Below are 17,207 nucleotides of genomic sequence, written 5' to 3'. Positions count from 1 at the left end.
CAAGGGAGCAGCCTACCCGGCGGTCGGCGTCTGCCCCAGTGTCGGGGTCAAGGTCGTCGTCGCCGGTCAGAGAGGGTTTGTCCTGGTGGGGGACGTCCTCGGGAAGTTATCCGCTCGATCCCGGTGGTGGTAGCTACATTCTGTATAGCGAAATCTTAATTCCATCCTGTGGAAACCTCCAATTGCGGTCCCGGTGTGTCAGTGGTCCGTCCGGGCGCTCTTGACTGGGTCACGATCGCCGGGAAGACTCCGTCAACAGAACGTTGAATTTCGCTCTGTGGAAGTAGATGGGGAGGTTCCGGTGGCCGACGTGGCTGTGGAACTGGTACTGCGCTCGACGCGCGTCATCACCCCCGAGGGGACGCGCGCCGCTTCGGTGGCCGTCGCCGGCGGGAAGATCGCGGCCGTGCTGGCGCACGACGCCGAGGTACCGGCCGGAGCCCGGCTGGAGGACTTCGGCGACGACGTCCTGCTCCCCGGCCTGGTCGACACCCACGTCCACGTGAACGACCCGGGCCGCACCGAATGGGAGGGCTTCTGGACGGCCACCCGCGCCGCGGCCGCCGGCGGGATCACCACGATCCTCGACATGCCGCTGAACTCCCTGCCGCCGACCACGACGACCGGCAACCTGCGCGTCAAGCAGGAGGTCGCCCGCGCCAAGGCGCACGTGGACGTCGGCTTCTGGGGTGGCGCCCTGCCCGACAACGTCAAGGACCTGCGCCCGCTGCACGACGCCGGCGTCTACGGCTTCAAGTGCTTCCTGTCGCCCTCGGGCGTGGACGAGTTCCCCGAGCTCGACCAGGAGCAGCTGGCGGCATCCCTCGCCGAGATCACCGGCTTCGGCGGCCTGCTGATCGTGCACGCCGAGGACCCGCACCATCTGGACGCCGCTCCCGTCGTCCCGGGCCCCAAGTACGCCGACTTCCTCGCCTCCCGGCCGCGCGACGCCGAGAACACCGCGATCGGCAACCTGATCGCCCAGGCCAAGCGGCTGAACGCCCGCGTCCACGTCCTGCACCTGTCCTCCTCCGACGCGCTGCCGCTGATCGCCGCCGCCAAGGCCGAGGGCGTCCGCATCACCGTCGAGTCCTGCCCGCACTACCTCACCCTGACGGCCGAGGAAGTGCCGGACGGCGCCAGCGAGTTCAAGTGCTGCCCGCCCATCCGTGAGGCCGCCAACCAGGACCTCCTGTGGGACGCGCTCGCCGACGGCACGATCGACTGCATCGTCTCCGACCACTCGCCCTCCACCGCGGACCTGAAGACCAGCGACTTCTCCACCGCGTGGGGCGGCATCTCCTCCCTCCAGCTGGGCCTGCCCGCCATCTGGACCGAGGCGCGCCGCCGCGGCCGGACCCTGGAGGACGTCGTCCGCTGGATGTCCGCCGCCCCGGCCGCCCTCGCCGGCCTCGGCCAAAAGGGCGCGATCGAGGTCGGCCGCGACGCCGACTTCGCCGTCCTGGCCCCTGAAGAAACGTTCACTGTGGACCCGGCCGAGCTCCACCACCGCAACCAGGTCACGGCGTACGCGGGCAAGACCCTGCACGGCGTCGTGAAGTCCGCCTGGCTGCGCGGCACGCATATCGCCGACCACGGCACCCCGACCGAGCCCACGGGCCTCCTCCTCGAAAGGCAGAACTGACCAGTGGCGATTGAATCCTTCACCGGTAACGCGAACCCGTACGGAGGCGGCGACCCGTACGCGGACTACCGCACCGCGGACTTCCCGTTCACCCAGTACGCGAACCTCGCCGCCCGTGAGCTGGGCGCCGGTGTCATCGCCGCCAACGACGAGTTCTTCGCGCAGCGCGAGAACCTGCTGATCTCCGAGGCCGCGCACTTCGACCCCGAGGACTTCGGCCACAAGGGCAAGGTCATGGACGGCTGGGAGACCCGCCGCCGCCGCGGCGTCTCCGCCACCCAGCCCTGGCCGACCGCCGAGGACCACGACTGGGCGCTCGTACGCCTGGGCGCCCCCGGCGTCATCCGCGGCATCGTCGTCGACACCGCGCACTTCCGCGGCAACATGCCGCAGGCCGTCTCCGTCGAGGCGACCAACTGGGCGGGCGCCCTCGCGCCGACCCCGGAGGAGCTCCAGGGCGACGACGTGAAGTGGACGACCGTCGTGCCCCGCACGGCGGTCGGCGGCCACGCGGCCAACGGCTTCGAGGTGGACGTGGAGCAGCGTTTCACCCACCTGCGCGTCAACCAGCACCCCGACGGCGGCATCGCCCGCCTGCGCGTCTACGGCGAGGTCCTGCCCGACCCGAAGTGGCTCGACGCGCTCGGCTCCTTCGACGTGGCGGCCCTGGAGAACGGCGGCTCCGTCCAGGACGCCTCCAACCGCTTCTACTCCCCGCCGACCAACACCATCAACCCGGGCCGCTCCCGCAAGATGGACGACGGCTGGGAGACCGCGCGCCGCCGCGACAACGGCAACGACTGGATCCGCTACCAGCTCGTCGCCGAGTCCGAGATCCGCGCCGTCGAGATCGACACCGCGTACCTCAAGGGCAACTCGGCCGGCTGGGCCTCGCTGTCGGTCAAGACCGGGGAGGAGGGCGAGTGGACGGAGTTCCTGCCGCGCACCCGCCTGCAGCCCGACACCAACCACCGCTTCGTCCTGGACGCCCCGGCGGTCGGCACGCACGTCCGGATCGACATCTTCCCGGACGGCGGCTTCTCCCGCCTGCGCCTGTACGGCTCCCTGACGGAAGCCGGCGCGGCCGCGCTGACCGCCCGTCACCAGGAGCTCGGCGGCTAGGAGATGCGCGTGGAGCCCGCCCCGGGGGCCGACACCCCCGGGGCGGGCTTCGCCGTTCCGGCCCGTGCCCTTCCGAGCCCGCCCGGTTCGTCCTCGACGAGCGGATGGCCGGCCCCCTATCCTGCGCGCAGTACGGACGGGAGGTTCCGGTCGGCGCCGGAGGCCCCACACCGATGACCACCGGAGTCTCCAGGGAGCCCGCGGCGTGACCGGCACCACGGAGGCCCCGGGCGGATCGGCTGCGGTCGACGACGCGGCACGAAGTGTCACGCGCCCGTTCTACGTCTACGCCGTGCTCGCCAACTCGCTCTTCCAGCGTGGTGTGTTCGTCATTTTCCTGCAGCAGCGGGGCTTCTCCGCCGGGCAGGTGGCCCTCCTTCAGACGCTGCTCTACCTGGTCGGCGGACTTGCGGAGTTGCCGACGGGAATCATCGCCGACCGCATCGGCAGGCGTGCCGGCATCGTGACCGGCCAGGTGCTGGTGGCCGGATGCCTCCTCGGTCAGGTGGCGACCTCCGACTACCGGGTGTTCCTCGCGCTGTTCATCGGCCAGGGCGTGGGCATGGCATGCGTATCCGGCTCGGACACCGCCCTGCTGTACGACCTGCTCGTACGTCGTGGCGCAACGGCCGGCTACGTCACGATCAAGTCCCGGTTCACCATGCTCGGTACGGTCACCTCGGGAGTCGCCATCGTCCTCGGCGGCCAACTGCAGCAGTTCTCCTGGGGAGTCGTCTACGCCGGTTCGGCGGCGTGCCTCGTCCTGGCCGTGGTGGTGCTGATGTCACGGGTGCCCGAGATCCGCGGCGCGGACGCGGTGGACGAGCGGGACGGAGCCGAGGAGCACGGCGACGCCACAGCGTGGCGGGCGGTGCTTCGGGTCGCCACGCCGGCGCTCGTGACGCTTGTCGTGGTGTCCGGATTGATGCATGCGACCTTGACGCCGTACATCATCTTCGCGCAGAAGACCCTCTCCGATCAGGGAGCGGGCACCGCAGGGGTCAGCGTGGTCATATCGGCGGGGTTCTTCGCCGGCGGGCTCACTCCGCTGCTGTCGGACCGCGCGGACCGGCGCATCGGGTATCGGGTCGTCGTCCCGGTGTCCCTCCTGACGCTCGCCGCGGCACTCGGCCTCAGCGGCCTCGGCATCCTCTGGGTCACCATCGCCGCGTTCCTGGCCCTGGCCGGGATTCCCGAGATCACCGCCGTGCTCGTGGACAACGTGTTCAACGAGGCCGTGCCGTCGCGCCACCGGGCGAGCCTGCTGTCGATGATCGCGTTCGTGGAGTCGGCGTTCATCGGCACCGGCTATCTCGTCCTCGGCGCGCTCATGGACGGGCTGGGCTCCGGTGCGGGCATGGCCGCCTACGCCGCGGTCCCCCTGCTGGCATGTCTCCTGTGGCTCCCGGTGCTCTTGCGAGGGGCACGCCGGTCGCGCCCGTGAACGAGCGGCTGTGAACCCGCGGTCGCAGCAGCCTTCGGATAACCCTTTGCCGAGGCCCCGACAGACCGGCTACTTTCGCCCGGCCGTCCCTGTCGATCCGGACCGGCACTGTCGACGAGGAGGTGTGGAGCACATGCGCAGGAGCGCCCAGCAGTTGAGCCCGCGTACGGACCTCTGCCACCTCCTCACGACGGAGACACCTTGTCGCTCCACATCACCCCACTGACCGACCCCGCTCATGGGGCGCACAGCCGACGCCTTGCGTGGTTGGCGTCCGACGCCGATGCCAACCCCGTCGGGACGGCCTTTCTGCGCCTGTTCGACGGCGGTCAAGCGCACCTGGCCGAACTGACCCTCCACGTTCATCCCGTGGAGCGCCGCAAGGGCGTCGGCTCCCGGCTGCTCGACACCGCCGTGGCCGCCGCCCGGGACAACACCCGCCGCTGCGTCGTGGCGCAGGCCGGGGCAGGATCGCCCGGCGACCACTTCCTGCCGGCTCGCGGCTTCCGCAAGGTCCTCACCCTGAGGTTCTCCCGCCTGCCCCTGGCCGATGTGAACATGTCCTGCCTGGCAGAGATCATCGAGCGTCCGCATCCCGGCTACCGGCTGGCGTCCTGGCGGGGAACCGTCCCCGACGATCTCGCCCGGACCTTCGCCGACTCACGTCGCGCCATGGACGACATGCCCATGGAGGACACCGACCACGGCACCACGGCCTGGGACGTGGACCGGGTCCGGGCCGCGGCGAAGGCCGTCGAACAGCGCGGCGACCACCTGCACACCGTCGTCGCCGTCGACACCTCCAACGGCTCGATCGCCGGGTTCACCGAACTCGTCGTGCCCGGCGGCGGCACCGGTGATGCCCAGCACTACGGCACCGGCGTGCTGCCTGAGCACCGCGGACACGGCCTCGGCCGCTGGATGAAGGCCGAGTCGATCCGCCAGGCCCGCGGGCACTACCCGGACCTCGGCGGCCTCCTGACCGACACCGCCGACAGCAACACGCACATGAGACACATCAGCGACAGCCTCGGCTACCTGCCCACGCACACGACACGGCAGTATCAGCTCGACCTGTAGAGACGAGCGGAGGGGCCGGACCCGGGCATCACCCGGTCCGGCCCGTCGCACTTCACAGCAGGCGCTGGGCCCCGGGGAGGGGTCAGCGCTTGAGCGTGAAGGTGAAGTCCCCGGAGAGCTTGCCGCTCAGCCGGACCGCCGAGACGAGCTTCCCGTCCTTGACCAGTCTCTCGACCTCGGCCCGTGAAAGACCGCACCCCTCGGATATCAATCGCACCGGCCGGACCGGGATCCGCGCCGCGAAGCGGACCGAGACGTCGATCACCTCGCGGTCCAGGTGGTCCGATCCGCCGGTGTCGAGGCGCCAGGCGCCGTCCCAGTCGAGGGCGATGCGATTGCGGCGCCGCACGACCGGATCCTGGAGCAGTTCGGCTGCCAGGCCGGGGTCGTTGTCGTGCAGCCGGTCCAGCAGCCCGGGTCGTACGGAGCGCACGTGCACCCGCTCCAGGACCGTGATTTTCGCCGTGTCCCCGCAAGCGGTGCAGAGTACGAGGAGCCAGGCGTCGAGGAGCTTGTGGTGGGCGTTGACGCGAAATTTGCCGTTCGCCCGGAAGCGCTCGGACGCGCACGTGTGGCATCGGCGGAGAACGAGCGGCAGGCAGGTGGGAGCGACCACCCAGGTATTGAGCACAGAAGTACACCGGTTCCAGTGAGAAGACCGCAGCAGAAAGGAGCGCGGCGCACAGGCGCGACGCGCGACGAATCAGCACTCGGGGGGTCTCACAGGGTGTACAACGGGGCGTCCTTGCCTCGACGACGTGTTCGCCAGCACGGTAACGGCGCACAGCGGGGCGGCTCCACCGGTTTTGTGGCGCCCCGTGCGGACGGGCCCGCCGCACGTGGTGTGCGACGGGCCCGCCTCCTCGCTAGGCGGCGTGCCCGCCGTCGACGGCGAATTCCGCGCCCGTCACGTACGCGGCCTCCTCGCCCGCGAGGAACGACACCACGGCCGCCACCTCCCGCGGCGCCCCGAACCGCCCGAGCGCCGTCAGGGCCGCCTGCGGTCCCGCGTACGGTCCGTCAGCCGGGTTCATGTCCGTGTCCACCGGACCCGGGTGCACGATGTTCGCGGTGACCCCGCGCTCGCCCAACTCCCGGGCGAGCGCCCGGTTGAACCCGATCAGCGCCGACTTGCTCATGGCGTAGAGCGTCCCGCCCGGGCCCGGCACCCGCTGGGTCATGCAGCTGCCGATGGTGATGATCCGCCCGCCGGAGCCGAGGTGCGCGGCGGCGGCCCGCGTCGTGTGGAACACCCCGCGCACGTTGACCTCCAGTACGCGGTCCACCTCGGCCGGCGTCAGCGCCTCCAGCGGCCCGAGCACGCCCACACCGGCGTTGTTGACCAGTACGTCGAGCCGTCCGAACTCCGCCACGACCCGCTCCACCGCCGCACCCGCGGCGCCGGGCTCCGCGGCGTCGGCCCGTACGGCGAGGGCCCGCCGCCCGAGCGCCTCGACCTTCCCGACGACCTCGGCCGCCGCCTCCGCGTCACTGACGTAGGTGATCGCGACGTCGGCCCCGTCCTCGGCGAGCCGCAGCGCGACGGCCGCCCCGATCCCCCTGCTCCCACCGGTCACCAGCGCCACGGTGCTGTTGCCGTCCATGTCGTTCCTCCCGTGTCGATTGGTTGCTGGTTCAATCAAATCCGGGCGGGGCCGGCACCGCTGGCAGGAATCCGACCCGGGCCTTCACCCGGCGGCGGCGCTCGGCCGCCCGGCCGCCCGGCCGCTCGGCCGTTCGGGCGGTCGGGTGCGTGGCGTGCCGATGAGTTTTCGGGCGGACGGGAGTCTGAACCCGTAGAGACCATCGAGCCGGGAGTGCAGAGACATGGGCAAGCTGACCCTGACCACCTTCGTGACGCTGGACGGTGTGATGCAGGCCCCCGGCGGGCCCGACGAGGACCGCAGCGGCGGGTTCGAGTACGGCGGGTGGGTCGCGCCGTTCGCCGACGAGGGGATGGGGGAGTTCATCACCGAGGTGTTCGGCCGGGCCGAGGCGTTCCTGTTCGGGCGGAAGACGTACGAGATCTTCGCCTCGTACTGGCCGGACCACGACGACGCCGCCGACCCCGTCGCGGGCAAGCTCAACCGGCTGCCCAAGTACGTTGCCTCGACGACCCTCGCGGAGCCGGCCTGGGGTCCGGTCACCGTGCTCGACGGGGAGCACCTGCAGAGCGAGGTGGTACGGGTCAAGGACGCGCTGGACGGTGAGCTGCAGGTGCACGGCAGCGGGCAGCTCGCGCAGTGGCTGCTGGCGCGGGACCTCGTGGACGAGCTGAACCTGCTGGTCTTTCCGGTGGTCCTCGGCGCCGGGCGCAGGCTCTTCCCGACCGGCGGGCTGCCGACGGCCTACGAGACGGCGAGCTCCCGTACGACGTCGGCCGGGACGGCCCTGCACACCTACCGCCCGACGGGCCGGGCCGCCTTCGGAACGGTCGGCGCCTGAACCCCGGCCGGGTCATCCCCTCCGCGGGTCCAGTGCCAGCTGGACCACGCGGCCCTCGCGCAGGACCAGCAGGTCCGGGGCCTCGTGTTCGTAGTGGCGGAGCCGGCCGACCGGGCCCGGCGGGCGGATGTGCGGGGCCAGGAGCAGCAGGAGGTCCTCCACGTCCGGGAGCTGTTCCTCGTGGACCTCCTGGCGGGTGGTCAGGGCCCAGCCGCCGCGGTCGGCCGGTGCGAGCTCGCCGACGAGCACGCCGCCCACGCGCCATGCCGGGCCGCGGGTCGACAGGAGGCCGTCCGGTGACGCGAGCTGACGCCGGAGTTCCGCGAGCACGGCGTCCGGAGTGCCGTCGAGCAGGTCGAAGGCCAGGTCCAGGGCATAGAGATCAGCCATGCCGCCGATGCTACGGGTCCGCGTGCCACCGCCCGGAAAGGGGTCGCCCCGCATGATCGGCTCCGGTACGGTGTGCCCGCACCCGTGCGAGCCGCCGATGTCTCCACCCCTCCCGTGATGTTCGGAGACCCGCGTTGACCGTGCTCTCGCCCGCCGTCGAGGCCCCCCGCCGGGCCTGGCTCGCCGATCTGCCCGTGCTGGCCGTCGCCGTCGTCTGGGGCGGCAGCTATCTCGCCGCCAAGGGCATCACCACCACCCACACCGTGATCGCCGTGCTCGTGCTGCGGTTCGCGCTCGTCCTGCCCGTGCTCGCCGTCGCCGGGTGGGCCCGGCTGCGCGCGCTGCGCCCCGCCCAGCTGCGCGGGGCCGCGGGGCTGGGCCTCGTACTCGGTGTGATCTTCCTGCTGGAGACCTACGGGGTCGTCCACACCTCCGCCACCAACGCCGGGCTGATCATCAGCCTGACGATGATCTTCACGCCCCTCGCCGAAGCAGCCGTCAGGAAGCAGGCGCCCTCCCCCGGATTCCTCGGCGCCGCCGCCGTCTCCGTCGCCGGGGTCGTGGCGCTGACGCAGGGCGCCGGGTTCACCGCCCCCAGCCCCGGCGACGTGCTCATCCTCGGCGCGGCCCTCGCCCGGACCCTGCACGTGCTGCTGATGGCCCGGACCGAGGCCGTCCAGGACGCCGACGCGCTGTCCCTGACCACCGTCCAGCTCGGCGCCGCGGTCCTCGTCTTCGCCCTGCTGGCCGCCGTACCCGGCACGGGGGACAGCCCTTGGGCCGCGGCCGCCGGCTTCGGGGCCGCGCAGTGGGCCGGGCTCGCCTTCCTCTCCGTCTTCTGCACCCTCTTCGCCTTCTTCGTGCAGATGTGGGCCGTACGCCGCACCTCGCCCTCCCGGGTCAGCCTGCTGCTGGGCACCGAGCCGCTGTGGGCCGCCGTCGCCGGGATCGCCGTCGGAGGGGAGGAGCCGGGGCTCCTCGGCTACGCGGGAGCCCTCCTGGTCCTCGTCGGCACCGCCTGGGGCCGGCGCGCCGTGCGGACGCCCTGAGCCTGTCCGGAAACCGCCGCAGCCGACGCTGATCACCCGCCGTACTGTGGCCCCGTGCCCCCCTTACAGAGCCGGCAGGTCCGGGAGTTCCTCCAGCCGCACCCGGCGCCGCTCCCGCCGCGAGAGTTCGCAGGCCTCCGCGATGCGGAACGCGGCCAGCGCCTCCCGGCCGTCACACGGGTTGGCGCCCTGACCCCGCACCAGCTGGACGAAGGCCGAGAGCTCCGCCTCGTAGGCCGGGGCGAAACGTTCCAGGAAGCCCGTCCACGGCTTGCTCGCCGGGGGCGGCCCGTGCGGCTCGGTGGAGGCGATCGGAGTCCGGTCGTCCAGCCCGACGGAGACCTGGTCCAGCTCCCCGGCCAGCTCCATCCGCACGTCGTACCCGGCGCCGTTGCACCGGGCGCCGGTCGCCGTGACCAGGGTCCCGTCGTCCAGCGTCAGCACGGCGGCCGCCGTGTCGATGTCGCCCGTCTCCCGGAACAGCGCCGGACCGGCGTCCGACCCGGCCGCGTAGACCTCGACCACCTCGCGCCCGGTCACCCAGCGGACCATGTCGAAGTCGTGCACCAGGCAGTCCCGGTACAGCCCGCCCGAGGTCGCCAGGTACGCGGCTTCCGGCGGCGCCGGATCGGCCGTCGTCGTGCGGACGGTGTGCAGCCGCCCCAGGGCGCCCGAGCGGACCAGGTCCCGGGCCGTGCCGTAGCCCGCGTCGAAGCGGCGCATGAAGCCCACCTGCAGCAGTCCGCCCGAGGCCGTGACCTCCCGGAGCGCCGCGAGGGTCCGGTTCAGGTCAGGGGCCAGCGGCTTCTCGCAGAACACCGGCAGCCCGCCGCGGACCGCCCGCACCACGAGGTCCGCGTGCGCCTCGGTCGCCGACGCCACCACCACCGCGTCCACGCCCCAGGTGAAGACCTGTTCCACGGAGGGCGCGGCGGTGGCCCCGAGCCGGTCGGCGAGGCGCGCCGCCCGCGCGGGGTCGGCGTCCGCGAGCAGGAGCGAGCCCGCCTCCGGGTGGCGTGCCAGTACCGCCGCGTGGAAGGACCCGATCCGGCCCGTTCCGATCAGCCCGATGCGCATGCACTCAACCTGACCCTGTCGGCGGAACCTGTCAATCCGCCCGCGCATGTCAACCTGCGCGGGCGTGCCCCGATGACCCTTCATGGTCGACTGTGGCGGATACTGAGCGGCTGGACCGGAATGGAGCCGGAATGACCGGATTGGTGACCGGCTCGACGACGGACCGCATTGGTGACGAGGGAAGGGCGCGGCGACGTGGCTAGGGTTCGGACAGGGGTACGCGTCGTGGGCGCCGTGCTCGCGGCGGTACTGGGGGCCTCGCTCGCGGGCTGCAGCAGTACGGGCGGCAAGCGCGCCGAGGAGCGCGCGAGGGCCGCCGAGGCGGGCCGGCCCGCCGTCTCCACACCGCGCTGGACCTTCGCGATGGTCACGCACGCGGGCGACGGCGACACCTTCTGGGACATCGTCCAGAAGGGCGCCAAGGAGGCCGCGGCGAAGGACAACATCAACTTCGTCTACGCCCACGACGACCAGGCACAGCAGCAGGCGCAGTTCGTGCAGAACGCCATCGACCAGAAGGCCGACGGGATCGTCGTCAGCCTGGCCAAGCCCGAGGCCCTCAAGGACGTCCTCGCCAAGGCCGCCAAGGCGGGCATCCCGGTGATCACGGTCAATTCCGGCTCCGCCCAGTCCGCCGAGTACGGGGCGCTGACCCACATCGGCCAGGACGAGGGGATCGCCGGCGAGGCCGTCGGCACCGAGCTGAACAAGCGCGGTAGGAAGAGGGCCGTCTGCGTCCTGCACGAGCAGGGCAACGTCGGCCACGAGCAGCGCTGCGCCGGTGCGAAGAAGACCTTCTCCGGCACCATGGAGAACCTGTACGTCGAGGGCACCAACATGCCCTCCGTCCAGGCGTCCCTCCAGGCCAAGCTCCAGGCCGACCCCTCGATCGACGCGATCGTCACCCTCGGCGCGCCCTTCGCGCCCACCGCGGTCAAGGCGAAGGACGCGGCGGGCAGCAAGGCCGAGGTCGACACCTTCGACCTCAACGCCTCGGTCGCCCGCGACCTGAAGTCCGGCGCCCTCGGCTTCGCCGTCGACCAGCAGCCCTACCTCCAGGGCTACGAGGCCATCGACCTGCTCTGGCTCTACCGCTACAACGCGAACGTGCTCGGCGGCGGCCGCCCGGTGCTCACCGGCCCGCAGATCGTCACCGCCGCCGAGGCGGCCGAGCTGGAGGAGTACATCAAGCGGGGCAGCCGATGAGCACGGCCACGACCCCCGCCGACGGGCGTGACGAACGGCTCGCACCCACCTCCGCCCTGCGCAGGCTGCTCGCCCGCCCCGAGCTCGGCTCGGTGGTCGGCGCCGCCGCCGTCTTCGTCTTCTTCTCGATCGCCGCCCCCACCTTCCTGCAGGCCTCCAGCCTCAGCACGATCCTGTACTCGGCCTCCACCATCGGGATCATGGCCGCCCCCGTGGCCCTGCTGATGATCGGCGGCGAGTTCGACCTCTCCGCCGGTGTCATGGTCACCACCTCGGCGCTGGTGAGCTCCATGTTCAGCTACCAGATGACCGCGAACGTCTGGGTCGGCGTCGGCGTGTCCCTGCTGGTCACCCTGGCCATCGGCTTCTTCAACGGGTTCATGCTGACCCGCACGAAGCTGCCCAGCTTCATCATCACGCTCGGCACCTTCCTGATGCTGACCGGCCTCAACCTCGGCTTCACCAAGCTGATCACCGGCACGGTCTCCACCAAGACCATCGCCGACATGGAGGGCTTCGCCTCCGCCCGCGCCCTCTTCGCCTCGCAGTGGACCATCGGCTCGGTCACCCTCAAGGTCACCGTCCTGTGGTGGCTGGCCATCGTCGCCGTCGCCACCTGGATCCTGCTGCGCACCCGCGCCGGCAACTGGATCTTCGCCGTGGGCGGCGGGGCCGACGCGGCCCGCGCCACCGGCGTGCCCGTCGTCAAGACCCGTATCGGGCTCTACATGGGCGTCGCCCTGTGCGCCTGGATCTCCGGCCAGCACATCCTCTTCTCGTTCGACGTGGTGCAGTCCGGCGAGGGCGTCGGCAACGAGTTCCTCTACATCATCGCGGCGGTCATCGGCGGCTGCCTGATGACCGGCGGCTACGGCTCCGCCATCGGCTCGGCGGTCGGCGCCTTCATCTTCGGCATGACCAGCAACGGCATCGTGTACGCCCAGTGGAACCCGGACTGGTTCAAGTTCTTCCTGGGCGCCATGCTCCTGCTGGCCACGCTGCTCAACGCATGGGTCCGCAAGCGGGCGGAGGCGAAGTGACCGTGACCGACACACCCGCCCTGGTGAAGCTGACCGGCGTCAGCAAGTTCTACGGGAACATCCGCGCCCTCCAGGAGGTCTCGCTGGAGGTCTCCGCGGGCGAGATCACCTGTGTCCTCGGCGACAACGGCGCCGGCAAGTCCACCCTCATCAAGATCATCGCGGGGCTGCACCGGCACGACGCCGGCACCTTCGAGATCGAGGGGGAGGAGACCGTCCTCGCCAACCCCCGCGCGGCCCTCGACCACGGCATCGCCACCGTCTACCAGGACCTCGCCGTCGTCCCGCTGATGCCCGTCTGGCGGAACTTCTTCCTCGGCTCCGAGCCCACCCGCGGCCGCGGCCCCCTGCGCCGCCTCGACGTGGACCTCATGCGCGAGACCACCCGCACCGAGCTGCTGCGCATGGGCATCGACCTGCGCGACGTGGACCAGCCCATCGGCACCCTGTCCGGCGGTGAACGCCAGTGCGTGGCCATCGCCCGCGCCGTGTACTTCGGGGCGAAGGTCCTCGTACTCGACGAGCCCACCGCGGCCCTCGGCGTCAAGCAGTCCGGAGTGGTCCTCAAGTACGTCGCCGCCGCCCGGGACGCGGGCCTCGGCGTGGTCCTGATCACCCACAACCCGCACCACGCGTACCTGGTGGGGGACCGTTTCGTCCTGCTCAAGCGCGGCACCATGGCGGGCAGCCACACCCGCGACTCGATCACGCTCGACGAGCTCACCCGGCAGATGGCGGGCGGCTCCGAGCTCGACGAACTGAGCCACGAACTGGAGCGAGTGGCAGAATCAGGGGCAGGCACCCCACCGACCACGGCCGCGACGGACGGCCCCACCGGCCGCAGCGGTCCGGCCGGCGAGACCGGCCGGCCCCCCCGAACCACCGCACCCAAGAGGGACGACACCACTCGATGAGCACGTACCGGGACTTCACGCTCACCCACCGGGGGTCGGCGCGAGGCACCGTCCTGCGGACCATCGGGACCCGGGAGCGCCGGTCGCACCTGACGGCCCCGCGCGTCCCGACGGTCGGCATCGACATCGGCGGCACCAAGGTGATGGCAGGCGTCGTCGACGCCGACGGGATCATCCTGGAGAAGATCCGCACGGAGACCCCGGACAAGTCCAAGAGCCCCAAGGTCGTCGAGGACACCATCGTCGAGCTGGTGCTGGACCTCTCCGACCGGCACGACGTGCACGCCGTCGGCATCGGAGCCGCCGGCTGGGTCGACGCCGACCGCTCCCGCGTGCTCTTCGCACCCCACCTGGCCTGGCGCGACGAGCCCCTGCGCGACGCGCTCCAGTCCCGGCTCGCGGTCCCGGTCATGGTCGACAACGACGCCAACACCGCCGCCTGGGCGGAATGGCGCTTCGGCGCCGGACGCGGCGAGGACCACCTCGTCATGATCACGCTCGGCACCGGGATCGGCGGGGCCATCCTCGAAGGCGGCCAGGTCAAGCGCGGCCGGTACGGGGTCGCGGGCGAATTCGGCCACATGCAGGTCGTCCCCGGCGGCCACCGCTGCCCCTGCGGCAACCGCGGATGCTGGGAGCAGTACAGCTCCGGGAACGCCCTGGTCCGCGAGGCCCGCGAGCTGGCGGCCGCCGACTCGCCGGTCGCGTACAACATCATCGCCAGGGTCGGCGGGAACGTCCACGAGATCACCGGGCCGCTGATCACCGAGCTGGCCCGCGAGGGCGACGCCATGTGCGTCGAGCTGCTCCAGGACATCGGCCAGTGGCTGGGCGTGGGCATCGCCAACCTCGCCGCCGCCCTCGACCCGTCGTGCTTCGTCATCGGCGGCGGTGTCAGCGCGGCCGACGACCTGCTGATCGGCCCGGCCCGGGACGCCTTCCGCCGCCACCTCACCGGCCGCGGCTACCGCCCCGAGGCCCGTATCGCCAAGGCCCAGCTCGGACCCGAGGCGGGCATGGTCGGCGCCGCCGACCTCGCCCGGCTCGTCGCCCGCCGCTTCCGCCGCGCCACCCGCCGCCGGGTCGAGCGCTACGAACGGTACGAGCGCTACGCGCAGCAGCTGGGCCGGCGCGACTCCGCCGCCGTCCCCAAGGACCAGGACGAACAGTGAACCCGCCCACCCTGCCCCACCAGGCCTCCGCCCCCGACGCCGAAGGCACCCCGACGCCCACCGCCGAGGACCGCAGGCACGTCGTCAAGCGCCGCTGGATCACCGCGATCATCATCCTGCTGCTGGTCGGCGTCCCCGCGGGCTACCTGGCGATCTCCACCCAGCAGAGCCGCGAGAGCGGCCGCGACAAGGCCGCCAAGGTCGGCGCGTCCAAGGTGCGCCCCGGCTGGCCCTCCAAGGTGCAGCGCAGCATCTACGAGGTCCCCGTCCCCGACAAGGCCTGGCGCGTCGGGTTCCTGGAGACGAACAACTGGCGCACCAGCAGGCTGTACGTCCAGTTCGCGGTCACCCCCGCGGACCTGGACGGCTTCCTGTCCTCCCTCGGCATCGCCCGGGAGGACCTGACCCCCGGGGTATCGGTCTCCGCGCACGACACCGCGATCGCCGGCTGGGACTGGAAGCCGCAGACCGAATGGCGGGGGACCACCCTCGAACAGGCCGACCCGCGGCCCACCCGGGACGTCACCGTCGACCTCACCGATCCCAAGGTCTTCAAGGTCTACGTGGTCTCCTCCACCACCCCGTGACACCCCCTAGCCTGGGATCATGAAGCTCACCAAGCGGCTGCACTCCTGTGTCCAGTTGGAGAAGGACGGGCGCACGCTCGTCATCGACCCGGGCGCCTTCAGCGAACCGGACGCGGGCCTGGGGGCGGACGCCCTCCTGGTCACGCACGAACACCCCGACCACTTCGAGGAGGGCCGGCTGCGGGCCGCCCTCGACGCCGATCCGGCGGTCGAGCTGTGGACCCTGCGCAGCGTCGCCGAGAAGCTCGCCCCCGCCTACCCCGGCCGGGTGCACACCGTCGGCCACGGCGACGCCTTCACCGCGGCCGGCTTCGAGGTCCAGGTGCACGGGGAACTGCACGCGGTGATCCACCCGGACGTCCCGCGCGTCACGAACGTCGGCTACCTCGTGGACGGTTCCCTGTTCCACCCCGGGGACGCGCTGACCGTGCCCGGGGTACCCGTCGAGACCCTGATGGTCCCCGTCCACGCCCCCTGGAACAAGGTCTCCGAGGTGATCGACTACCTCCGCGAGGTCAAGCCGCGCCGGGCCCTGGACATCCACGACGCCTACCTCTCCGACATCGCCCGGCCGATCTACGACCACGCCCTGGGCGCCCTCGGAGGCACCGACCACGGGCGACTCACCGCGGGGGACTCCGCCGAACTGTGACTGTCGGTGCCGGGCGGTAGGTTGGCACGTATGCGTATCGCCACCTTCAACGTCAACTCCATCACCGCCCGGCTGCCGCGCCTGCTGGCCTGGCTGGAGAGCTCCGGCACGGACGTCCTGTGCGTCCAGGAGACCAAGTGCTCGGCGGAGCAGTTCCCCCACGACGCGCTGCGCGAGCTGGGCTACGAATCGGCGGTCAACGCCACCGGCCGCTGGAACGGCGTGGCCCTGCTCTCCAAGGTCGGCCTGGAGGACGTGGTCCCCGGGCTGCCCGGCGGACCCGACTACGAGGGCGTCCAGGAGCCCCGCGCGATCTCCGCGACCTGCGGCGGGGTCCGGGTCTGGTCGGTGTACGTGCCCAACGGGCGCGAGGTCGAGCACGACCACTACGGCTACAAGCTGGACTGGTTCCGCTCCCTGGCCGCCGCCGTCGCCGAGGACGCGGCGGGCCCGAGGCCCTTCGCGGTGCTCGGCGACTTCAACGTGGCCCCGACCGACGAGGACGTGTACGACCCGGCCGTCTTCGAGGGCCTCACCCATGTCACCCCCGCCGAGCGGGCCGCCCTGGAGGCGCTGCGCGCCGCCGGGCTCTCCGACGTGTTCCCGCGCGCGCTGAAGTACGACCGTCCCTACACCTTCTGGGACTACCGGATGCTCGCCTTCCCCAAGAACAAGGGCATGCGCATCGACCTGGTCTACGGGAACGAGCCCTTCACCAAGGCCGTCACCGACTCCTACGTCGACCGCGAGGAGCGCAAGGGCAAGGGCGCCTCCGACCACGCCCCCGTCGTCGTGGACCTCGACCTCGACCGGTAGGCGTCCCCTCCGGATCCTGCCCGCCCGCCATCCGGGCCGACGGATCCAGGCGCGCCCTGTGGTCAGCGGGGGAACCTGGTGCGACGCTGGGCGGTATGAACATCCCTTTCCTGGGCAACTGGCTGAACCGAAGCGAAACGGAACAGGGTGCGGGTCTCGCCGCCGCCCTCGCGGACGACCCCGAGGGCGTCGCCGAGTTGTTCTCGGAGTGCGAGATGCTGCGCGTCCAGGCACGGGCGGCCGGGCTCGAACTCGACGAGAGCCAGGCCTCGTTGGAGGCCCTGGACCAGCTGATGCCGCGCTGGCGGCGCGACCCCGAGGCGGTGCCCTGGCTCGGCAACGACGCGGGCTTCTACCTCGGGACCGTGATCATCCGGACCGTACCGGGGGCGTCCTGGCGGGTGTGGCCCAACGGCCAGCCGGTGATCCGGCTGGCCTCGGGCCGGGAGCTGAACGTGATCGAGTCGGGCGTGTCCTGGGCGATGACCGGATCCCCCGAGCTCAGCCAGGCCTACGCGGAGGCCTCCGAGGGCTGACGCGGCCGGCGCCCCGGCGTGTCGGAGCCCCT

General features: G+C 71.7%; 18 protein-coding genes. 14 read left to right on the top strand and 4 right to left on the bottom strand.

Annotated elements, in window-relative coordinates:
- The first annotated feature begins 310 nt into the window (after positions 1-310).
- The 4 genes from allB (at position 311) to Sspor_RS11090 (ending at position 5,291) form a co-directional block, all read left to right on the top strand.
- A complete protein-coding gene (allB, locus tag Sspor_RS11105; RefSeq protein WP_373318900.1) occupies positions 311-1,645 on the top strand; it encodes an allantoinase AllB in 1,335 nt (444 codons plus the stop codon).
- Positions 1,646-1,648: 3 nt separating this feature from the next.
- On the top strand, positions 1,649-2,767 hold the full coding sequence (alc, locus tag Sspor_RS11100) for an allantoicase (protein WP_202198917.1): 1,119 nt from the start codon (positions 1,649-1,651) through the stop codon (positions 2,765-2,767).
- A 205-nt stretch (positions 2,768-2,972) separates the two neighbouring features.
- Positions 2,973-4,211: an MFS transporter gene (locus Sspor_RS11095; RefSeq protein ID WP_202198916.1), complete on the top strand. Its 1,239-nt coding sequence runs from the start codon at positions 2,973-2,975 to the stop codon at positions 4,209-4,211.
- A 201-nt stretch (positions 4,212-4,412) separates the two neighbouring features.
- Positions 4,413-5,291, top strand: coding sequence for a GNAT family N-acetyltransferase (locus Sspor_RS11090; RefSeq protein WP_202198915.1), 879 nt, complete (start codon positions 4,413-4,415; stop codon positions 5,289-5,291).
- An 82-nt stretch (positions 5,292-5,373) separates the two neighbouring features.
- On the opposite strand, the gene Sspor_RS11085 is transcribed toward Sspor_RS11090, so the two are convergent.
- Together Sspor_RS11085 and Sspor_RS11080 are read right to left on the bottom strand one after the other, a co-directional pair.
- The gene (locus Sspor_RS11085) at positions 5,374-5,922 is read right to left on the bottom strand and encodes a DUF1062 domain-containing protein (protein WP_202198914.1); all 549 of its coding nucleotides are present in this window, start codon (positions 5,920-5,922) and stop codon (positions 5,374-5,376) included.
- Between the two features lie 235 nt (positions 5,923-6,157).
- Positions 6,158-6,895, bottom strand: coding sequence for an SDR family oxidoreductase (locus Sspor_RS11080; RefSeq protein WP_202198913.1), 738 nt, complete (start codon positions 6,893-6,895; stop codon positions 6,158-6,160).
- A 223-nt stretch (positions 6,896-7,118) separates the two neighbouring features.
- Between Sspor_RS11080 and Sspor_RS11075 the strand changes: the two genes are divergently transcribed.
- A complete protein-coding gene (locus Sspor_RS11075; protein WP_202198912.1) occupies positions 7,119-7,736 on the top strand; it encodes a dihydrofolate reductase family protein in 618 nt (205 codons plus the stop codon).
- A 12-nt stretch (positions 7,737-7,748) separates the two neighbouring features.
- Here the strand turns inward: Sspor_RS11075 and Sspor_RS11070 are convergent, their stop codons facing one another.
- On the bottom strand, positions 7,749-8,126 hold the full coding sequence (locus tag Sspor_RS11070) for a hypothetical protein (RefSeq protein WP_202198911.1): 378 nt from the start codon (positions 8,124-8,126) through the stop codon (positions 7,749-7,751).
- 134 nt (positions 8,127-8,260) lie between these two features.
- Here Sspor_RS11070 and Sspor_RS11065 point away from each other — a divergent pair, with 134 nt between their 5' ends.
- Positions 8,261-9,175: a DMT family transporter gene (locus Sspor_RS11065; RefSeq protein WP_202198910.1), complete on the top strand. Its 915-nt coding sequence runs from the start codon at positions 8,261-8,263 to the stop codon at positions 9,173-9,175.
- A 63-nt stretch (positions 9,176-9,238) separates the two neighbouring features.
- Here the strand turns inward: Sspor_RS11065 and Sspor_RS11060 are convergent, their stop codons facing one another.
- Positions 9,239-10,252: a Gfo/Idh/MocA family protein gene (locus tag Sspor_RS11060; protein ID WP_202198909.1), complete on the bottom strand. Its 1,014-nt coding sequence runs from the start codon at positions 10,250-10,252 to the stop codon at positions 9,239-9,241.
- A 195-nt stretch (positions 10,253-10,447) separates the two neighbouring features.
- Here Sspor_RS11060 and Sspor_RS11055 point away from each other — a divergent pair, with 195 nt between their 5' ends.
- The 8 genes from Sspor_RS11055 to Sspor_RS11020 all read left to right on the top strand — a co-directional run bounded on the left by Sspor_RS11055 (position 10,448) and on the right by Sspor_RS11020 (position 17,175).
- Positions 10,448-11,458, top strand: coding sequence for a sugar ABC transporter substrate-binding protein (locus tag Sspor_RS11055; RefSeq protein ID WP_443744680.1), 1,011 nt, complete (start codon positions 10,448-10,450; stop codon positions 11,456-11,458).
- The gene (locus Sspor_RS11050; RefSeq protein ID WP_202198907.1) at positions 11,455-12,498 is read left to right on the top strand and encodes an ABC transporter permease; all 1,044 of its coding nucleotides are present in this window, start codon (positions 11,455-11,457) and stop codon (positions 12,496-12,498) included. Before Sspor_RS11055 ends, Sspor_RS11050 begins: the two co-directional genes overlap by 4 nt.
- Positions 12,468-13,412, top strand: coding sequence for an ATP-binding cassette domain-containing protein (locus Sspor_RS11045; protein ID WP_237403802.1), 945 nt, complete (start codon positions 12,468-12,470; stop codon positions 13,410-13,412). The genes Sspor_RS11050 and Sspor_RS11045 overlap by 31 nt, the downstream gene beginning before the upstream one ends.
- On the top strand, positions 13,409-14,584 hold the full coding sequence (locus Sspor_RS11040) for an ROK family glucokinase (RefSeq protein WP_202198906.1): 1,176 nt from the start codon (positions 13,409-13,411) through the stop codon (positions 14,582-14,584). Before Sspor_RS11045 ends, Sspor_RS11040 begins: the two co-directional genes overlap by 4 nt.
- A complete protein-coding gene (locus tag Sspor_RS11035; RefSeq protein ID WP_202198905.1) occupies positions 14,581-15,171 on the top strand; it encodes a hypothetical protein in 591 nt (196 codons plus the stop codon). Before Sspor_RS11040 ends, Sspor_RS11035 begins: the two co-directional genes overlap by 4 nt.
- A 19-nt stretch (positions 15,172-15,190) precedes the next feature.
- On the top strand, positions 15,191-15,823 hold the full coding sequence (locus Sspor_RS11030; RefSeq protein ID WP_202198904.1) for an MBL fold metallo-hydrolase: 633 nt from the start codon (positions 15,191-15,193) through the stop codon (positions 15,821-15,823).
- 30 nt (positions 15,824-15,853) lie between these two features.
- Positions 15,854-16,639 carry an exodeoxyribonuclease III gene (locus Sspor_RS11025; RefSeq protein WP_202198903.1) on the top strand — a complete coding sequence of 262 codons (786 nt, stop codon included), beginning with the start codon at positions 15,854-15,856 and terminating at the stop codon, positions 16,637-16,639.
- A 95-nt stretch (positions 16,640-16,734) separates the two neighbouring features.
- On the top strand, positions 16,735-17,175 hold the full coding sequence (locus tag Sspor_RS11020) for a DUF6278 family protein (protein ID WP_202198902.1): 441 nt from the start codon (positions 16,735-16,737) through the stop codon (positions 17,173-17,175).
- Positions 17,176-17,207: the final 32 nt, after the last annotated feature.

The sequence above is a fragment of the Streptomyces spororaveus genome (assembly GCF_016755875.1).
GTDB classification, from domain to species: domain Bacteria; phylum Actinomycetota; class Actinomycetes; order Streptomycetales; family Streptomycetaceae; genus Streptomyces; species Streptomyces spororaveus.
Note: the sequence above shows the minus strand (reverse complement) of the source record. Positions and strands in the feature narration are given on the sequence as shown.

Excerpts from the sequence above, each read along its gene's own strand:
- Sspor_RS11080 (WP_202198913.1), bottom strand. The coding sequence starts at position 6,895 with ATGGACGGCAACAGCACCGTGGCGCTGGTGACCGGTGGGAGCAGGGGG.
- Sspor_RS11075 (WP_202198912.1), top strand. The coding sequence starts at position 7,119 with ATGGGCAAGCTGACCCTGACCACCTTCGTGACGCTGGACGGTGTGATG.
- Sspor_RS11070 (WP_202198911.1), bottom strand. The coding sequence starts at position 8,126 with ATGGCTGATCTCTATGCCCTGGACCTGGCCTTCGACCTGCTCGACGGC.
- Sspor_RS11060 (WP_202198909.1), bottom strand. The coding sequence starts at position 10,252 with ATGCGCATCGGGCTGATCGGAACGGGCCGGATCGGGTCCTTCCACGCG.
- Sspor_RS11050 (WP_202198907.1), top strand. The coding sequence starts at position 11,455 with ATGAGCACGGCCACGACCCCCGCCGACGGGCGTGACGAACGGCTCGCA.
- Sspor_RS11045 (WP_237403802.1), top strand. The coding sequence starts at position 12,468 with ATGGGTCCGCAAGCGGGCGGAGGCGAAGTGACCGTGACCGACACACCC.
- Sspor_RS11040 (WP_202198906.1), top strand. The coding sequence starts at position 13,409 with ATGAGCACGTACCGGGACTTCACGCTCACCCACCGGGGGTCGGCGCGA.
- Sspor_RS11030 (WP_202198904.1), top strand. The coding sequence starts at position 15,191 with ATGAAGCTCACCAAGCGGCTGCACTCCTGTGTCCAGTTGGAGAAGGAC.
- Sspor_RS11025 (WP_202198903.1), top strand. The coding sequence starts at position 15,854 with ATGCGTATCGCCACCTTCAACGTCAACTCCATCACCGCCCGGCTGCCG.
- Sspor_RS11020 (WP_202198902.1), top strand. The coding sequence starts at position 16,735 with ATGAACATCCCTTTCCTGGGCAACTGGCTGAACCGAAGCGAAACGGAA.